A 13,843-nucleotide genomic window follows, 5' to 3' on the forward strand; every position below is an offset into this window, starting at 1 on the left:
CCAACCGTGGACATGACTATGGACGACCCCCTCGTCGGGCGACTGCTCGACGGCCGTTACCGGGTGGAGTCCCGGATCGCGGCGGGCGGCATGGCCACCGTCTACCGGGCCCTGGACACCCGTCTGGACCGCACGGTCGCGGTCAAGGTGATGCACCCGGCGATGGCCGCGGACGCCTCCTTCACCGACCGCTTCATCCGTGAGGCCAAGTCGGCGGCACGGCTCTCGCACCCGAACGTCGTCGGCGTCTTCGACCAGGGGCACGACGGCGACGTGGTGTTCCTGGCGATGGAGTACGTCGAGGGCCGCACGCTGCGCGAACTGCTGCAGGACCTCGGCACCCTGACGCCGCGTGAGGCGTTCGGCGTGCTGGAGCCGACACTCGCCGCCCTCGGCGCCGCGCACCGCGCCGGCTTCGTGCACCGCGACGTGAAGCCGGAGAACGTCCTGATCTCGGACGACGGCGGCATCAAGGTCGCCGACTTCGGCCTCGCCCGGGCGACCGCCACGGCGGCCTCCGCGGCCACCGGCAAGGTGCTCGTCGGCACGGTGGCGTATCTGTCGCCCGAGCAGATCGAGCGCGGCGCGGCCTCGCCGATCTCGGACGTGTACGCGGCCGGGATCCTGCTGTACGAGATGCTGACCGGCCGTCAGCCCTACCAGGGCCGCTCCGCCGTCGAGATCATCTACAAGCACGTGCACGAGGATGTGCCGCCGCCGTCGCGCGTCGTGCCGGGGCTGTCCCCCGCGCTCGACCGCCTCGTCGCCCAGGCGACCACGCGCGACCCGGAGCAGCGGCCGGCCGACGCCGAGCAGCTGCTGTCGCTGGTGCGGCAGACCCGGCAGCACGAGATGTCGGACGCGGAGCTGGACTTCGGCGCGGCCGAGCGCGTATTGCCGCCGCCGGCCCCGGCGTACGAGGAGTTCCCGGAGTACGCCTCCGAGTACGCCTCGGAGTATGCGGGCGCCTCCGCGTACCCGCCGCCCCCCTACGGCAGTTACCCCGAGGACGGCGCGAACCTCACCCGCCAGGTCGAAGTTCCCCTCGACCTCGGCCCGTTGGGGCTCGGCACCGAATCGATCCTGGACGAGCACCCGCACGGCGCGTACGCGCACCAGCACCTCGGCCCCGACGACCCGGACGACCCGTACCCCGGCAAGGGTGCGGCCCGCCGGCGCCGCGGCCCGTCGCGCGGCATGCTCGCGTTCATCGCGGTCGTCGTGGCGGCCGCGGTGATCGGCGTGGTGGCGTGGCGGCTGGGCGCCAACAGCTCGGCGAAGGTCCCGGCCGTGCTGAACCTGGCGAAGGTCGACGCGGAGAAGCGGGTCAAGGACACCGGCCTGGAGGTGCGGATCACCGAGGCGTTCAGCGAGACGGTCCCGCGCGACCTGGTCATCGGGACCGACCCGATCCCGGGGCGCAACGTCGACAAGGGCACGGTCGTCACGCTCACGGTCTCGCTGGGGCCGGAGCGGCTCGCGGTGCCCGATCTCACCGGTCAGACGACCGACCAGGCCAAGCTGGCGCTGGAGGGGGCCGGCCTGGTGCTGGGCGACACGCGGCAGGAGGACAGCACGCTGGAGCCCGGCCAGATCGTCCGCACCGACCCGGCGACGGGCACCCTGCTGTCCCGCGACACGACGGTCGACATCGTGGTGAGCAAGGGCCGGCCGGTGGAGGTGCCGAGTCTGATCGGCCTGACCGAGGGCGCGGCGCGCGACGCGCTGGAGGACCGCAAGCTCAACCTCGTCGTCGACCCGACGCCGGTCTTCTCCAACGACGCCCCCGCGGGGATGGTCGCCGCTCAGTCGCCGACGGGCGGCACGCTCTACCCGGGGTCGACGGTGTTCGTGGCGATCTCGAAGGGCCCGGACTTGGTCGAGGTGCCGAAGGTCGACGGCAAGAGCGAGGGCGAGGCCAAGAGCATCCTCGAGGCCGCGGGCTTCAAGGTCGACGTGCAGAAGCTGTTCCCGATCGGACCGGGCAACGTGACCAGCATGAACCCGGGTGGCGGCAACATGGCGCCGCGCGGGTCGAAGGTGACCATCAACGTGTTCTGACCGGGGCTCCGGACGACGGGGGCCGGGGCTACCGGAGGTCCCGGCTACCGGAGGTCCGGGCTACTGGAGGTCCGGGCCCTCCCCCTCGCGCTCCTGATACGAGTAGCGCTGCTCCTGCCAGGGGTCGCCGATGTTGTGGTAGCCGCGCTCCTCCCAGAACCCGCGCTTGTCGGCGACCATGTACTCGATGCCGCGGACCCACTTGGGGCCCTTCCAGGCGTACAGGTGCGGCACGATCAGCCGGACCGGGAACCCGTGTTCCGCGGTGAGCGGCTCGCCGTCGTGGTGGGCCGCGAAGAGCGTGCGCTCGGTGGCGAAGTCCAGGATCCGCAGGTTGGAGCTGAAGCCGTACTCGGCCCACACCATCACGTGGGTGACTTCGGGGGCCGGCGGCGCTATCGCGAGGATGGTCTCGGCCGACACGCCGCCCCACTCGTTGTTCAGCATGCTGAACTTCGTGACGCAGTGGAAGTCGGCGACGACCGTGGTCCGCGGCAGCGCCGAGAACTCCTCGTGGTTCCACGCGTGCTTGTCGCCCGACGCGGTGGCGCCGAAGACCCGGAAGTCCCAGGTGTCGGGCTTGAAGCGCGGCACCGGACCGTAGTGCAGGACCGGCCAACCGCGCTGCAGACGCTGCCCCGGGGGCAGTCGGGGGTCGGGACCACCGGTGGCCGCCGCACCGGCAGACCCACCCGCCGTGGCGGCCCTGCCGCCCGCCGGATCGCTGCCCCCCTGCCCCGCTCCGGTATGACCCATGTCCTCTATGGTCCCAGACCCCCGGGGCAGGTCACGACCGCCCCCGGCGCCGCCCGAGGCCTCCGAATACCTCGTCGGGTATACGGCATTTACGGCAAATCCCAATTAATAACCCTTGCTAGGCAAGGCTTCCCTTCGTGGAACTTAAGGCGCATGAGGTGACAGCATTCACATAACCGTGATCACGTACGTCCCTGGTACCTCACGGATCCCGCCGCCCACCGAGTCGGAAGGTGCATCGCGATGCACGGCGACCCCCAGATCCTCGAGCTCCTGAACGAACAGCTGACCGCCGAGCTCACGGCAATCAACCAGTACTTCCTGCACGCCAAGCTGCAGGAGCACTGGGGGTACACGAAGCTCGCACATTGGACTCGCCACGAGTCCATCGACGAGATGAAGCACGCGGAGAAGCTGACCGACCGCATTCTCTTCCTGGAGGGCCTGCCCAACTACCAGCGCCTCAACGCGCTGCGCATCGGGCAGACGCTGGAGGAGATGTTCCGCGCCGACCTCGCCGTCGAGATGGAGGCGATCGAGCGCCTGCGTGGCGGAATCCTGCTCATGCGCGAAAAGGGCGACGCGACGTCGGCCAACATCTTCGAGGACATCCTCGCGGACGAGGAAGGGCACGTCGACTACCTGGAGACCCAGCTCGACCTGCTGAAGAAGCTGGGCGAGCCGCTGTACGTCGCCCAGCTCATCGAGCAGCCGGACAGCTGACCCGGGCGCCCCGGATCCGGAGCCGGGCGCGCCACCCGGTACTGCCGGGGCCCGCGGGGCCCTGGCGGTCGGCACGGGTGTCCGCCCGACTTCTTCGAGGGATGTCTTCCGGCCACGTGACGGAGGCCTCTCTTCACTTCCCACCAGGGGTGAGGTTACCCTTACCTTAGTGACTTCACCCTTGGGGGGACGTTCCGTGTACGTGTGCATCTGCTTTGGCGTGACCGACACACAGGTCACCGCTCAGATAGACGGCGGCGCGCGCAGCATGCGCGAGATCGCCGCCTCGTGCCGCGCCGGAACCGACTGCGGTCGTTGCGTCAAGACGATCTCCGCGATGATCCCCCGCGACGACACCCGCGCATGCGACGGCTGCACGAAGCGCTGCGGCCGGATATGCCGAGCCGACCGCGCCTCCGCCGCCGAGCCGGTCACCGAAACGGCCGCCGTCTGCGGCGACCTGCTCGACCTGCACGGCGTCGTCGACCCGGCCGACCGCACCGCGGCGCCGCAGCCCTCCCCGGTCACGCTGGTCGCGGTACCCCTCGCCATCGTGCGGGCGGACGCCGGCTCCCAGGTCGCCTGACCGCACCCGCCCGTCAGGTCCCGTCGGCCCTCACCCCGTGCGGCGCCCCGCGCCGCACTCTTGCGTCACACCGCGGAAACCGCGACGACCTCGGCCGCCTTCGCACACGCCGACGCATCGACGTCCATGTGTGTGACCAAACGGATCAGGCGCGGCCCGAACGCCGACACCAGCACCCCGGACTCGCGGCAGCGCGCCGCCACCTCCGCTGCTTCCGGACGCGGCTCCGGCAGCAGCACCAACACCACGTTCGTCTCCGGCGCCGCCACGTCGAGCCCGGCCTCGGTCAGGCGGTCGGCGACCAGTGCCGCGTGCGCGTGGTCCTCGGCCAGGCGGTCGATGTGCCGGTCGAGCGCGTACAGTCCGCCTGCCGCGAGGATCCCGGCCTGCCGCATCGCGCCGCCCATGCGGTGCCGCATGCGCCGCGCCTCGGGCATCCGGTCGCCCGGCAGCAGCACCACCGAACCGGCAGGCGCGCCAAGGCCCTTCGAGAGGCACACGGACAGCGTGTCGAAGAGTTCGCCGTACGCCGCCAACGGCGTCCCGGTCGCGACGTGCGCATGCCAGATCCGCGCCCCGTCGCAGTGCAGCACCACATCGGCCGCCGACGTCAACTCCCGGATCGCGGCGAGCTGTTCCAGCGGATATACGGACCCGCCGCCGCGGTTGTGGGTCTGCTCGACGGCCACCGCACGCGTCCCGACCGTGTACGGGTCCCCGCGCCGCAGCAACCGCGCCACGTCCGCGGGCTCCAGAAGCCCGCGCGGGCTCAGCGCCGTCCGGGTCTGCACACCGCCGTGCCACGCCGCCGCGCCGTCCTCGTGGGCCACGATGTGCGCGTCCGCGTCGAGCACCAGTTCCTCGCCGGGGCCGACCGACATCCGCACCGCGATCTGGTTCGCCATGACGCCCGTGGGCGTGAAGAGGCCGACGTGCCGCCCGCCGAACAGTTCCGCGACGCGCTCCTCGAGGGCGCGTACGGTCGGGTCCTCGGCGTAGACGTCGTCACCGACCTCGGCGTCGGCCATCGCGGCCCGCATCGCGGGGGTGGGACGGGTGACGGTGTCGCTGCGGAGATCAATCACGGTTCCAGCCTGCCATCCGGACATGGCGAAGGGGCGTACACATTGCCGCGTACGCCCCTTCGCCGCCGATTCATCGCATTGCCGCCCGCTTGGGCGGGTCCGCGGACCTTGCGGATCAGTGCCCCCGGTACATCTCCGCGACCAGGAACGCGAGGTCGAGCGACTGGCTGCGGTTGAGCCGCGGGTCGCACGCCGTCTCGTAGCGCTGGTGCAGGTCGTCGACGAAGATCTCGTCGCCGCCGCCGACGCACTCGGTCACGTCGTCGCCGGTCAGTTCGACGTGGATGCCGCCCGGGTGGGTGCCCAGCGCGCGGTGCACCTCGAAGAAGCCCTTGACCTCGTCGAGGACGTCGTCGAAGCGACGGGTCTTGTGCCCGCTGGACGCCTCGAACGTGTTGCCGTGCATCGGGTCGCACACCCACGCGACCTGCGCACCGGACGCGGTGACCTTCTCCACCAGGGTCGGCAGCGCGTCGCGCACCTTGCCCGCACCCATGCGGATGATGAAGGTCAGGCGGCCGGCCTCGCGGTTCGGGTCGAGCTTGTCGATCAGCGCGAGCGCGTCCTCGGGGGTCGTGGTCGGGCCGAGCTTGACGCCGATCGGGTTGCGGATGCGGGACGCGAACTCGACGTGCGCGCCGTCCAGCTGACGGGTGCGCTCGCCGATCCAGACCATGTGTCCCGACACGTCGTACAGCTCGCCGGTCCGCGAGTCGACGCGGGTCAGCGCCGATTCGTAGTCCAGGATCAGCGCCTCGTGCGAGGCGAAGAACTCGACCGTGCGGAACTCCTCCGGGTCGACGCCGCACGCGTGCATGAAGCGCAGCGCGCCGTCGATCTCGGAGGCCAGGCGCTCGTAGCGCTCGCCCGAGGGTGAGAGGGCGACGAAGTCCTGGTTCCAGGCGTGCACCTGGCGCAGGTCCGCGTAGCCGCCCGTGGTGAACGCGCGGACCAGGTTGAGCGTCGCGGACGACGAGTGGTACATCCGCTTCAGGCGCTCGGGGTCCGGGATGCGCGCCTCGGGGGTGAACGCGAGGTCGTTGACCGCGTCGCCGCGGTACGTCGGCAGGGTGACGCCGTCGCGCGTCTCGATGCCCGAGGAGCGCGGCTTGGAGTACTGCCCCGCCATGCGGCCGACCTTGACGACCGGTACGGAGGCCGCGTACGTCAGCACCACGGCCATCTGCAGCAGCGTCTTGAGCTTGTTCTTGATCGCGTCGGCGGTGTTGCCTACGAAGGTCTCCGCGCAGTCGCCACCCTGGAGCAGGAACGCCTCGCCCCGGGCCACCGAGGCCAGGCGGCCCCGGAGCTGATCGCACTCGCCGGCGAAGACCAGCGGCGGATAGGACGCGAGGTCCGCGAGCACGTCGCGCAGGGCCTCGGAGTCCGGCCACTCGGGCTGCTGCGCCGCCGGGAGGGATCGCCAGGTGTCGATGTCGTTCGCTGTCACCCCCCAAGGTTAAACAATGCGGCAAGGCATTAAGAGCGGTGACCGAAGAACGAGACGAGGGTCTCCTGCCCGGGAGATCGCGCCTCCGGTTCCGGCCAGTTCGCGCGGCCGTCGCCGAGACGTTCTGGGGGACATCCGGAGCACGGTCGGGCGGCGATCGGAGGGGGACGGTCGGCGAGGGGCGGCGGCCGGCGCCGCGGAGTAAGGAACCGACCGGTCCCGGACCGTCGCGCCGCTGTCGTCCGGCGGCCGGCACCGGCTAGAGTGGCCCGCATGATCGCGCGTTCCTGCACTGCGTACTCCTGGTGGTGGCCCCGCTCCGCGGCGGCCCCGCTTCTTCGCGATCTCTAGACCTCTCCAGGACTCCTGATCCCGACGGCCGCCCGATGGGCGGCCGTTTCGCGTCGGGGTCGAGGACGCGGGACCGGGGCCCGTCGGACGGTACGTCCCGACCCGAATGGGACACCCCGTGACGACCGCGCTGACCACGGCCGAACTACTCGCTCCCCTCTTCTCCGCCGCCCCGCCGCCCTTCGCGCTGATCCGCCGCGAGGGCGCCGACCACCTCGACCTGCTCTTCGGCGAGGTCGTCGAGGTGCCGACGCTCGACGCGGTGCCGCTGCCGGACCTGGACGGGCCCGGTTCCGGAGCCGGCTCCGGAACCGGCGAGGACGCGCGGCACGACGTGTTGGCCCTGATCCCGTTCCGGCAGATCCGCGAGCGCGGGTTCGAGGCGTTCGACGACGGCACGCCGCTGCTGTGCCTGCGCGTCGCCTCGCAGGCGTCGCTGCCCTTCGCCGAGGTGCTCGCCGCGCTGCCGGACACGGCCGTCACCCTGGCCGGCGGCGGCTTCGACGTCGACGACGAGACGTACGCCGGGATCGTCGAGCGCGTGATCGCCGACGAGATCGGGCGCGGCGAGGGCGCGAACTTCGTCGTCCGCAGGGACTACCGGGACCGGCTCGTCGACTACGCGCCGGCCACCGCGGGGACGCTGCTGCGGCGGCTGCTGACCCGCGAGAGCGGGGCGTACTGGACCTATCTGATCCACACCGGCGACCTGACGCTCGTCGGCGCGAGCCCCGAGCGGCATGTGAGCGCGATCGGCGGTGAGGTGGTGATGAACCCGATCAGCGGGACGTACCGCTATCCGGCGGGCGGGCCGGACCGTGCGGGGCTGCTGCGGTTCCTGCGCGACGGCAAGGAGGTCGACGAGCTGTTCATGGTCGTCGACGAGGAGTTGAAGATGATGAGCGAGGTGTGCGACCTGGGCGGGCGGGTGCTCGGGCCGTACCTCAAGGAGATGGGGCACCTCGCGCACACCGAGTACGTGCTGCGCGGCGAGAGTTCGCTCGACGTGCGGGCGATCCTGCGCGGCACCATGTTCGCCCCGACCGTGACGGGGTCCCCGCTGGAGAACGCCTGCCGCGTCATCCGCCGCCACGAGCCGACCGGGCGCGGCTACTACTCGGGTGTCCTGGCGCTGATCGGCCGGGACACGGAGAACCGACGGACCCTCGACGCACCGATCCTGATCCGCACCGCCTACATCGAGCCGGACGGCGCACTGCGCGTCCCGGCGGGCGCGACGCTGGTCCGGCACTCCGACCCCGCGAGCGAGGTCGCCGAGACCCACGCCAAGGCGGCCGGGGTGCTGGCCGCGCTCGGCGTCGTGCCGGCCTCGGCACGGTCCGGCGGCGACTCCCCCGTGCGGCTCGCCGACGACCTGGAGGTGGGTGCCGTACTCGGCGCCCGCAATGCGGGCCTGGCCCCGTTCTGGATGACCGCGCGCGACGACCAAGCCCTGCGTGCACCGGAGTTGGCGGGGCGTCAGGTCCTGGTCGTGGACGGCGAGGACACCTTCACCGCGATGCTTGCCCACCTGCTGCGCACGCTCGGGCTGCGCGTCACGGTCACGCCGTACGACGAGGTCTCCGCGCGCCGGGTCACCGAGGCCGAACTGCTGCTCGTCGGGCCCGGGCCCGGTGACCCCAGGCATGTCCTGGACCGCAAGATCCGCACAATGGGCGCCGCGGTACGCCGCCGCCTGGACTCCGGCGGACCCATGCTCGGCGTCTGCCTCGGGCACCAGCTGATCGCCGCCGAGCTGGGCCTGCGGCTGGCCCGCAAGGACACTCCGTACCAGGGCAAGCAGGTCGACATCGACTTCTTCGGCCGCCCCGAGAAGGTCGGCTTCTACAACACCTTCACCGCCCTGACCCCCGAACGCCCGTTGCACGGCCTGGAGTTCAGCACCGACGAGGACGGCGGCCAGGTCCACGCCCTGCGCGCCAAGGGCAGCCGTCTGGCGGGCCTCCAGTTCCACCCGGAGTCCGTCCTCACCAGGAACGGCCTCGACATCGTGCGGGAGACCCTCGCGGCGCTCTGACCGCGAGCACGTGCGCCGAGCCCCGCGCCAGGTGCGGCCGGCCCGGGATCTGGCGCGGAACGCGATGTGCAGACCGCGCGGTTCGGCTAGATCGGGGATCTCCGGGTGCGGAAGCATCGCGCCTGTCGTGGGGTACGCGGCGGCAGGCCGTCCGGCCGGACCGCACGACCGTCGGGCACCGGCACCATGCCCGCGGTGGGGCGGCGGCACTGGGGGCCGGTGTGAGACGTCGTGGCGACGGGACCCTGAGCGGGGTGGCGATCCCGCTCGTGGTGGTGGCGGTGGTCTGCCTGTTGGTGACGTCGTGGGCCTGGATCTTCGACGGCGGTGACGGCAGAGCCTCGTCGACCGCCCCGGTCTCCGCGGAGTCGGCCGTCCCGGCGGGACCGCCCGGCGCGGAGTCGACCGTGTCGGCCGCATCGGGGCCGTCCGCCCCGCCGGCCGCGGCGCTTCCGACGCGGAGCGACACGCCCGCGGACCCGTCCGCCTCCGGCTCCCCCGCCCCGCCCACGGACACCGCACCGCCGTCATCCACCGCCCCTGCCCCGGGTCCGGGCTCGCCGGCCCAGCCGGCAGGCTCGGCCCCGGCGCCCGGCGGCGCGGGCACTCCTGCGGTGCCGCAGGCAGGCACCCCATCCGCGGCCACACCCCCCGCCGCGTCGTCTCCGGCGAGCACCTCCGCGGGTACGCAGCCGCGCGACATCCTGGTCATCGTCGACCGGTACGCGACCTCCGGCTACATCGACATCGTGAACCCCACCGACCGCCCGCTCGCCTCGTGGAAGCTCACCGTGACCGTCACCGGCTCCGCGTTCCTGGTTTGGCGTACGCACGGCAACGACGGCTTCGTCGCCAACCACACGAGCACCACCGCCACGGCCACCTCCGACCGGCCCCTGCTCGCCCACGAGGAACTGACGGTCTACTTCGAGCTCAAGGACCCCGTCAAAAGCTCGGCGTGCAATCTGAGCGGCGTCCCCTGCCAGTTCTGATCCGGACTGCGACAGGACTCCGCCGCACCTCGACGAGACCAACAGCCATGATTCGGACGGCCCGCTGGGCATGCTCAGTCCATGGCCCGCCCGTGGCGGTCGCGTTGCCGCGGAATCGGGCCCGGGACACGTGACGTGCACACCCGTCTCGACCGCCTGACACTGTTGGAGGCTCGGCGATGCGCTTTGAGACCCGGATCGATGTGGCCGCGACGCCCGAGGAGGTATGGGCGCAACTCGCCGACGTGGCGGCCTGGCCGGAGTTCATCCCCACGATGAGCACCGTGACGCTTCTGGAGGACGGCCCGATCGGCGTCGGCAGCACCGCGCGGATCAAGCAGCCCGGTATGCCGGCTTTCGTGTGGCGCGTGACCGAGTGGACCCCCGGCGCGTCGTTCACCTGGCAGACCGTCAGCCCGGGCGTCACGACGGTCGCGACGCACTCGATCCACCCTGAAGACGGCGATGGTGACGGTACGTCAGTTCTGCTCGGGGTCGTCCAGACGGGTTGGCTGGCGCCGCTGATCGCCTTGACCACCGGCTCGCGCACGCGCCGGTACGTCACCACCGAGGCGGCGAGCCTCAAGGAACGCTGCGAAAAGGGCCGCCCGGGCACGGCGTGACCGCCGACCGGCGCGTTCGGGTGCGGCCCGCGTTCAGGGGAACTCCGCGCGCGGTCCCGCTTGGCGCCGCCCGGCCGTCCCACACCGCGCACACGCCAGGGCCCGGAGGGTCCACCCGGTCGGAACGCCGGGTGGACTCCTCGGTGACCAGCGTCATGGCGGTCAAGTGGGCCGCTGATGCCCGGTGTTCGCAGGCGCGGCGGAGACTCAGCCGAACAGCGTCTTCGCCTCGTCGTACAACGACTCCGGCACGGTCTTCAGCTCGCGCGTCGCGTCCTGGAGCGGCACCGTGACGACGTCCGTCCCGCGCAGGGCGACCATCTTGCCCCAGTCGCCGTCGTGCACCGCGTCGATCGCGTGGAAGCCGAACCGCGTGGCGAGCCAGCGGTCGAACGCCGTCGGCGTACCGCCGCGCTGCACGTGGCCGAGCACCGTGGTGCGCGCCTCGTGTCCGGTGCGCCGCTCGATCTCCGCCGCGAGCCAGTCGCCGATGCCGGACAGCTTCACGTGCCCGAACGCGTCCAGCGTCTGGTCCTTGGTGACCATCTGGCCCTCCTGCGGGATCGCGCCTTCCGCGACCACGACGATGGGGGCGTAGTTGGTCCGGAAACGGCTCTCGACCCAGGCGCACACCTGCTCGATGTCGAACTGCTGCTCCGGGATCAGGATGACGTTCGCCCCGCCGGCCATGCCGGAGTGGATCGCGATCCAGCCCGCGTGGCGGCCCATGACCTCCACGATCAGGACGCGGCGGTGCGACTCGGCGGTGGTGTGCAGGCGGTCGATCGCCTCGGTCGCGATGTTGACCGCGGTGTCGAAGCCGAACGTGTAGTCGGTCGCGCCGAGGTCGTTGTCGATCGTCTTGGGTACGCCGACGACCTGCACGCCGTGCTCGTGCAGGCGGGTCGCGACGCCGAGGGTGTCCTCGCCGCCGATCGCCACCAGCGCGTCGACCTCGAGCTTGGCGAGGTTCTCGCGGATGCGCTCCACACCGCCGTCGATCTTCATCGGGTTGGTCCGGGACGACCCGAGGATGGTGCCGCCGCGCGGCAGGATCCCGCGTACCGCCGGGACGTCGAGGGTCTGGGTGTCGGCTTCGAGGGGCCCTCGCCACCCGTCGCGGAACCCGACGAAGTCGTACCCGTACTCCGTGACGCCCTTGCGGACCACGGCCCGGATCACCGCGTTGAGGCCGGGGCAGTCGCCCCCACCGGTCAGGACTCCGACGCGCATCGAGCTTCCCCTTCGCCTGCCGTGGACGGGATCAGTACGTATGGATCTTTGTCCGGTACGCCCACCCGCCACGCTACCGCGTGGCGCGCACCACACCGGGTGTCCGCGCAACCCGTTCGGGCGACCCCGAAAGAGTGGTCGGCAAGCGGCGAACGGCCGGCGACCTCAGCCGGTTCCCGTTGCGCGCAACGGCCTGCGCCTGCGCGCATCGGATATCCCGCAGCGCACCTGCCGCGATTGTCTGGCCAGATCACGCCGGTGTCTCGTCCTGCGCCCCGACCGCTGGGACCGTGGCACTTTGCCCGCCCTTCCGATCCGGTACCGCGGGCGCACAGCAGGAACTCCCGTCCGCCGGAAGGACGAAGATGCCACCAGGTACAAGACTGCCCTTGCGGGGGCGAAAGCTCGGGGTCGCGGCAATATCGGGCCTCCTTGTGCTCGGCTCGACCGGGATCGCCGACGCCGCGCCCGCCACGCTCGGCTCCGGCGCTTCGGCGGACCTGCCCCGGGCCGCCGCGGAGACCAACGCGGACAGCGCCCTCACCATCGGGGCGGGGAAGCCGAAGACCAAGAAGGGCAAGGTCTACGCGACGCTGACGTACAAGTTCAGCAACAAGGGGCCGACCGCGACGGCCACCGGCGACCTCAAGACCTCCGCGCTGGAAGGCGTCGCCTTCGACAAGGTCCCGAAGGGCTGCAGCAAGGAATCGAACTCGGCGATCTGCCCCCTCAAGCCGCTGAAGAAGGGCGCCACGAAGAAGTTGGAGTTCACGGTGGTGCTCACCGGCACACACCACAAGGTCGACGCCATCGCCCTCGGCGGCCAGGACCCCGATATCCGGAACAAAACGGTCGCTTTCGCATGGGACACCCCGAAGCCGGCGCCCAAGCCGAAGCCCAGCTCGAAGCCGTCGGGTTCGTCCTCCTCGAAGCCGTCCAAGCCCGCCAAGTGCCCCGCCACCAGGATCGAGTGGTCTTCGGACGGCGGACGCACGTGGAAGCGCTCAGGGCTCCTCAACGGGTTCCACCCGAAGCTGAACGTACGGCTGGCGGACAAGGTCGAGGACAGGTGCAAGTACACGGTGTCGTACGCCTCGTACAGCGCCGAGGGCCCGACCTGGAAGACCTCCGGCAAGCAGAGCTACCTCGGCAAGCACACGGTGACCCTCACCGGGAAGAAGCCGACCGCCGTCCTGGACATCTCCAAGTTCCTGCCGCGCTGCTACGGACAGGTCGACCTCTACGGCAGCGGGGAGAAGTTCGACGGCAAACGGCTGCCGCACTACCCGGACAAGAAGTACCCGACCCGGATGATCGCCGGATGGAACGGCGGCAAGGCGTGCACGACACCGCCTTCGTCGAGCCCTCCCCCGTCCAGCCAGTCGGCGTCGCCATCGCCGTCCAAGTCGCCCTCCAAGTCGCCGTCCCCGTCCGCGAGTACGCCGACACAGCCGTCGACGCGGCCGCCGAGCACCACTCCCGGCACCACGGCTCCGGTGACCACGCCGCCGCCCACCTCGACCACCCCGACACCCACGCCCACACCCACCGAGACCCCGACCACGACGCCGCCTCCGCCCGTGGACACGCCGGAACCGCCTGACGACCAGGCCCCGGTGCCGGACACGCCGGAGAACCCGCCGAGCGCGGACGACCAACGGGACGTCACCGAGCCCCCGTACGTCGAGGGCAGCCTCCCGCGCACCGGCGCCAGCCGCGTCCCGTACATGATCGCGTTCGCGGTGTTCTCCCTCCTGCTGGGCATCCTGGCGGTCGCCTGGTCGCGCTGGGGCCCGCGCGGCGCGTTCTCCTCCCAGCCGCGCCCCGCTCCGGCGGGCGGTCCATGGGGCCACTCGCGACGCGACCCCCGGGGCTACTGAGCGGACACCCACGCAGAACCGGCCGAAAGGAAACGGCCGAAGTGAACCGCACGGCGCGGCCGCCC

At 71.5% G+C, this 13,843-nt stretch carries 11 protein-coding genes; 7 read left to right on the forward strand and 4 right to left on the reverse strand.

Annotated features, from left to right (window positions below; all coding sequences use genetic code 11):
- Positions 1-12: 12 nt before the first annotated feature.
- Positions 13-2,061, forward strand: a complete 2,049-nt coding sequence (gene pknB / locus AB0C36_RS07645; RefSeq protein WP_358350823.1) for a Stk1 family PASTA domain-containing Ser/Thr kinase — start codon at positions 13-15, stop codon at positions 2,059-2,061.
- A 60-nt stretch (positions 2,062-2,121) separates the two neighbouring features.
- Here the strand turns inward: pknB and AB0C36_RS07650 are convergent, their stop codons facing one another.
- Entirely contained in the window at positions 2,122-2,817 is a 696-nt protein-coding gene (locus AB0C36_RS07650) for a sulfite oxidase-like oxidoreductase (protein WP_358350721.1), read from the reverse strand.
- Between the two features lie 243 nt (positions 2,818-3,060).
- Between AB0C36_RS07650 and bfr the strand changes: the two genes are divergently transcribed.
- Positions 3,061-3,540 (forward strand): bacterioferritin, encoded by a 480-nt coding sequence (bfr, locus tag AB0C36_RS07655; protein WP_358350723.1) that lies wholly within the window; start codon positions 3,061-3,063, stop codon positions 3,538-3,540.
- Positions 3,541-3,760: 220 nt separating this feature from the next.
- Positions 3,761-4,126, forward strand: a complete 366-nt coding sequence (locus tag AB0C36_RS07660; RefSeq protein ID WP_435839002.1) for a (2Fe-2S)-binding protein — start codon at positions 3,761-3,763, stop codon at positions 4,124-4,126.
- A 65-nt stretch (positions 4,127-4,191) separates the two neighbouring features.
- Here AB0C36_RS07660 and AB0C36_RS07665 read toward each other — a convergent pair whose 3' ends face one another.
- Together AB0C36_RS07665 and AB0C36_RS07670 are read right to left on the reverse strand one after the other, a co-directional pair.
- On the reverse strand, positions 4,192-5,211 hold the full coding sequence (locus tag AB0C36_RS07665) for a threonine aldolase family protein (protein ID WP_358350726.1): 1,020 nt from the start codon (positions 5,209-5,211) through the stop codon (positions 4,192-4,194).
- Positions 5,212-5,326: 115 nt separating this feature from the next.
- Positions 5,327-6,661 carry a class II 3-deoxy-7-phosphoheptulonate synthase gene (locus AB0C36_RS07670; RefSeq protein WP_358350728.1) on the reverse strand — a complete coding sequence of 445 codons (1,335 nt, stop codon included), beginning with the start codon at positions 6,659-6,661 and terminating at the stop codon, positions 5,327-5,329.
- Between the two features lie 457 nt (positions 6,662-7,118).
- Here AB0C36_RS07670 and AB0C36_RS07675 point away from each other — a divergent pair, with 457 nt between their 5' ends.
- The 3 genes from AB0C36_RS07675 (at position 7,119) to AB0C36_RS07685 (ending at position 10,665) form a co-directional block, all read left to right on the forward strand.
- Positions 7,119-9,050, forward strand: a complete 1,932-nt coding sequence (locus tag AB0C36_RS07675; RefSeq protein ID WP_435839003.1) for an anthranilate synthase family protein — start codon at positions 7,119-7,121, stop codon at positions 9,048-9,050.
- 254 nt (positions 9,051-9,304) lie between these two features.
- The gene (locus AB0C36_RS07680; RefSeq protein WP_358350734.1) at positions 9,305-10,042 is read left to right on the forward strand and encodes a hypothetical protein; all 738 of its coding nucleotides are present in this window, start codon (positions 9,305-9,307) and stop codon (positions 10,040-10,042) included.
- Positions 10,043-10,221: 179 nt separating this feature from the next.
- Complete coding sequence (locus AB0C36_RS07685) at positions 10,222-10,665, forward strand: SRPBCC family protein (protein WP_358350735.1); 444 nt, start codon at positions 10,222-10,224, stop codon at positions 10,663-10,665.
- Positions 10,666-10,872: 207 nt separating this feature from the next.
- On the opposite strand, the gene AB0C36_RS07690 is transcribed toward AB0C36_RS07685, so the two are convergent.
- The gene (locus AB0C36_RS07690) at positions 10,873-11,898 is read right to left on the reverse strand and encodes a 6-phosphofructokinase (protein ID WP_358350737.1); all 1,026 of its coding nucleotides are present in this window, start codon (positions 11,896-11,898) and stop codon (positions 10,873-10,875) included.
- Positions 11,899-12,287: 389 nt separating this feature from the next.
- On the opposite strand from AB0C36_RS07690, the gene AB0C36_RS07695 reads away from it, so the two are divergent.
- Entirely contained in the window at positions 12,288-13,778 is a 1,491-nt protein-coding gene (locus AB0C36_RS07695) for a hypothetical protein (protein WP_358350740.1), read from the forward strand.
- The last annotated feature ends 65 nt before the right edge of the window (positions 13,779-13,843 follow it).

It is taken from the genome of Streptodolium elevatio (assembly GCF_040649515.1).
GTDB classification, from domain to species: domain Bacteria; phylum Actinomycetota; class Actinomycetes; order Streptomycetales; family Streptomycetaceae; genus Yinghuangia; species Yinghuangia elevatio.

Coding starts and splice junctions, on each gene's coding strand:
- AB0C36_RS07685 (WP_358350735.1), top strand. CDS start 10,222: ATGCGCTTTGAGACCCGGATCGATGTGGCCGCGACGCCCGAGGAGGTA.
- pknB (WP_358350823.1), top strand. CDS start 13: ATGACTATGGACGACCCCCTCGTCGGGCGACTGCTCGACGGCCGTTAC.
- AB0C36_RS07690 (WP_358350737.1), bottom strand. CDS start 11,898: ATGCGCGTCGGAGTCCTGACCGGTGGGGGCGACTGCCCCGGCCTCAAC.
- bfr (WP_358350723.1), top strand. CDS start 3,061: ATGCACGGCGACCCCCAGATCCTCGAGCTCCTGAACGAACAGCTGACC.
- AB0C36_RS07675 (WP_435839003.1), top strand. CDS start 7,119: ATGGGACACCCCGTGACGACCGCGCTGACCACGGCCGAACTACTCGCT.
- AB0C36_RS07650 (WP_358350721.1), bottom strand. CDS start 2,817: ATGGGTCATACCGGAGCGGGGCAGGGGGGCAGCGATCCGGCGGGCGGC.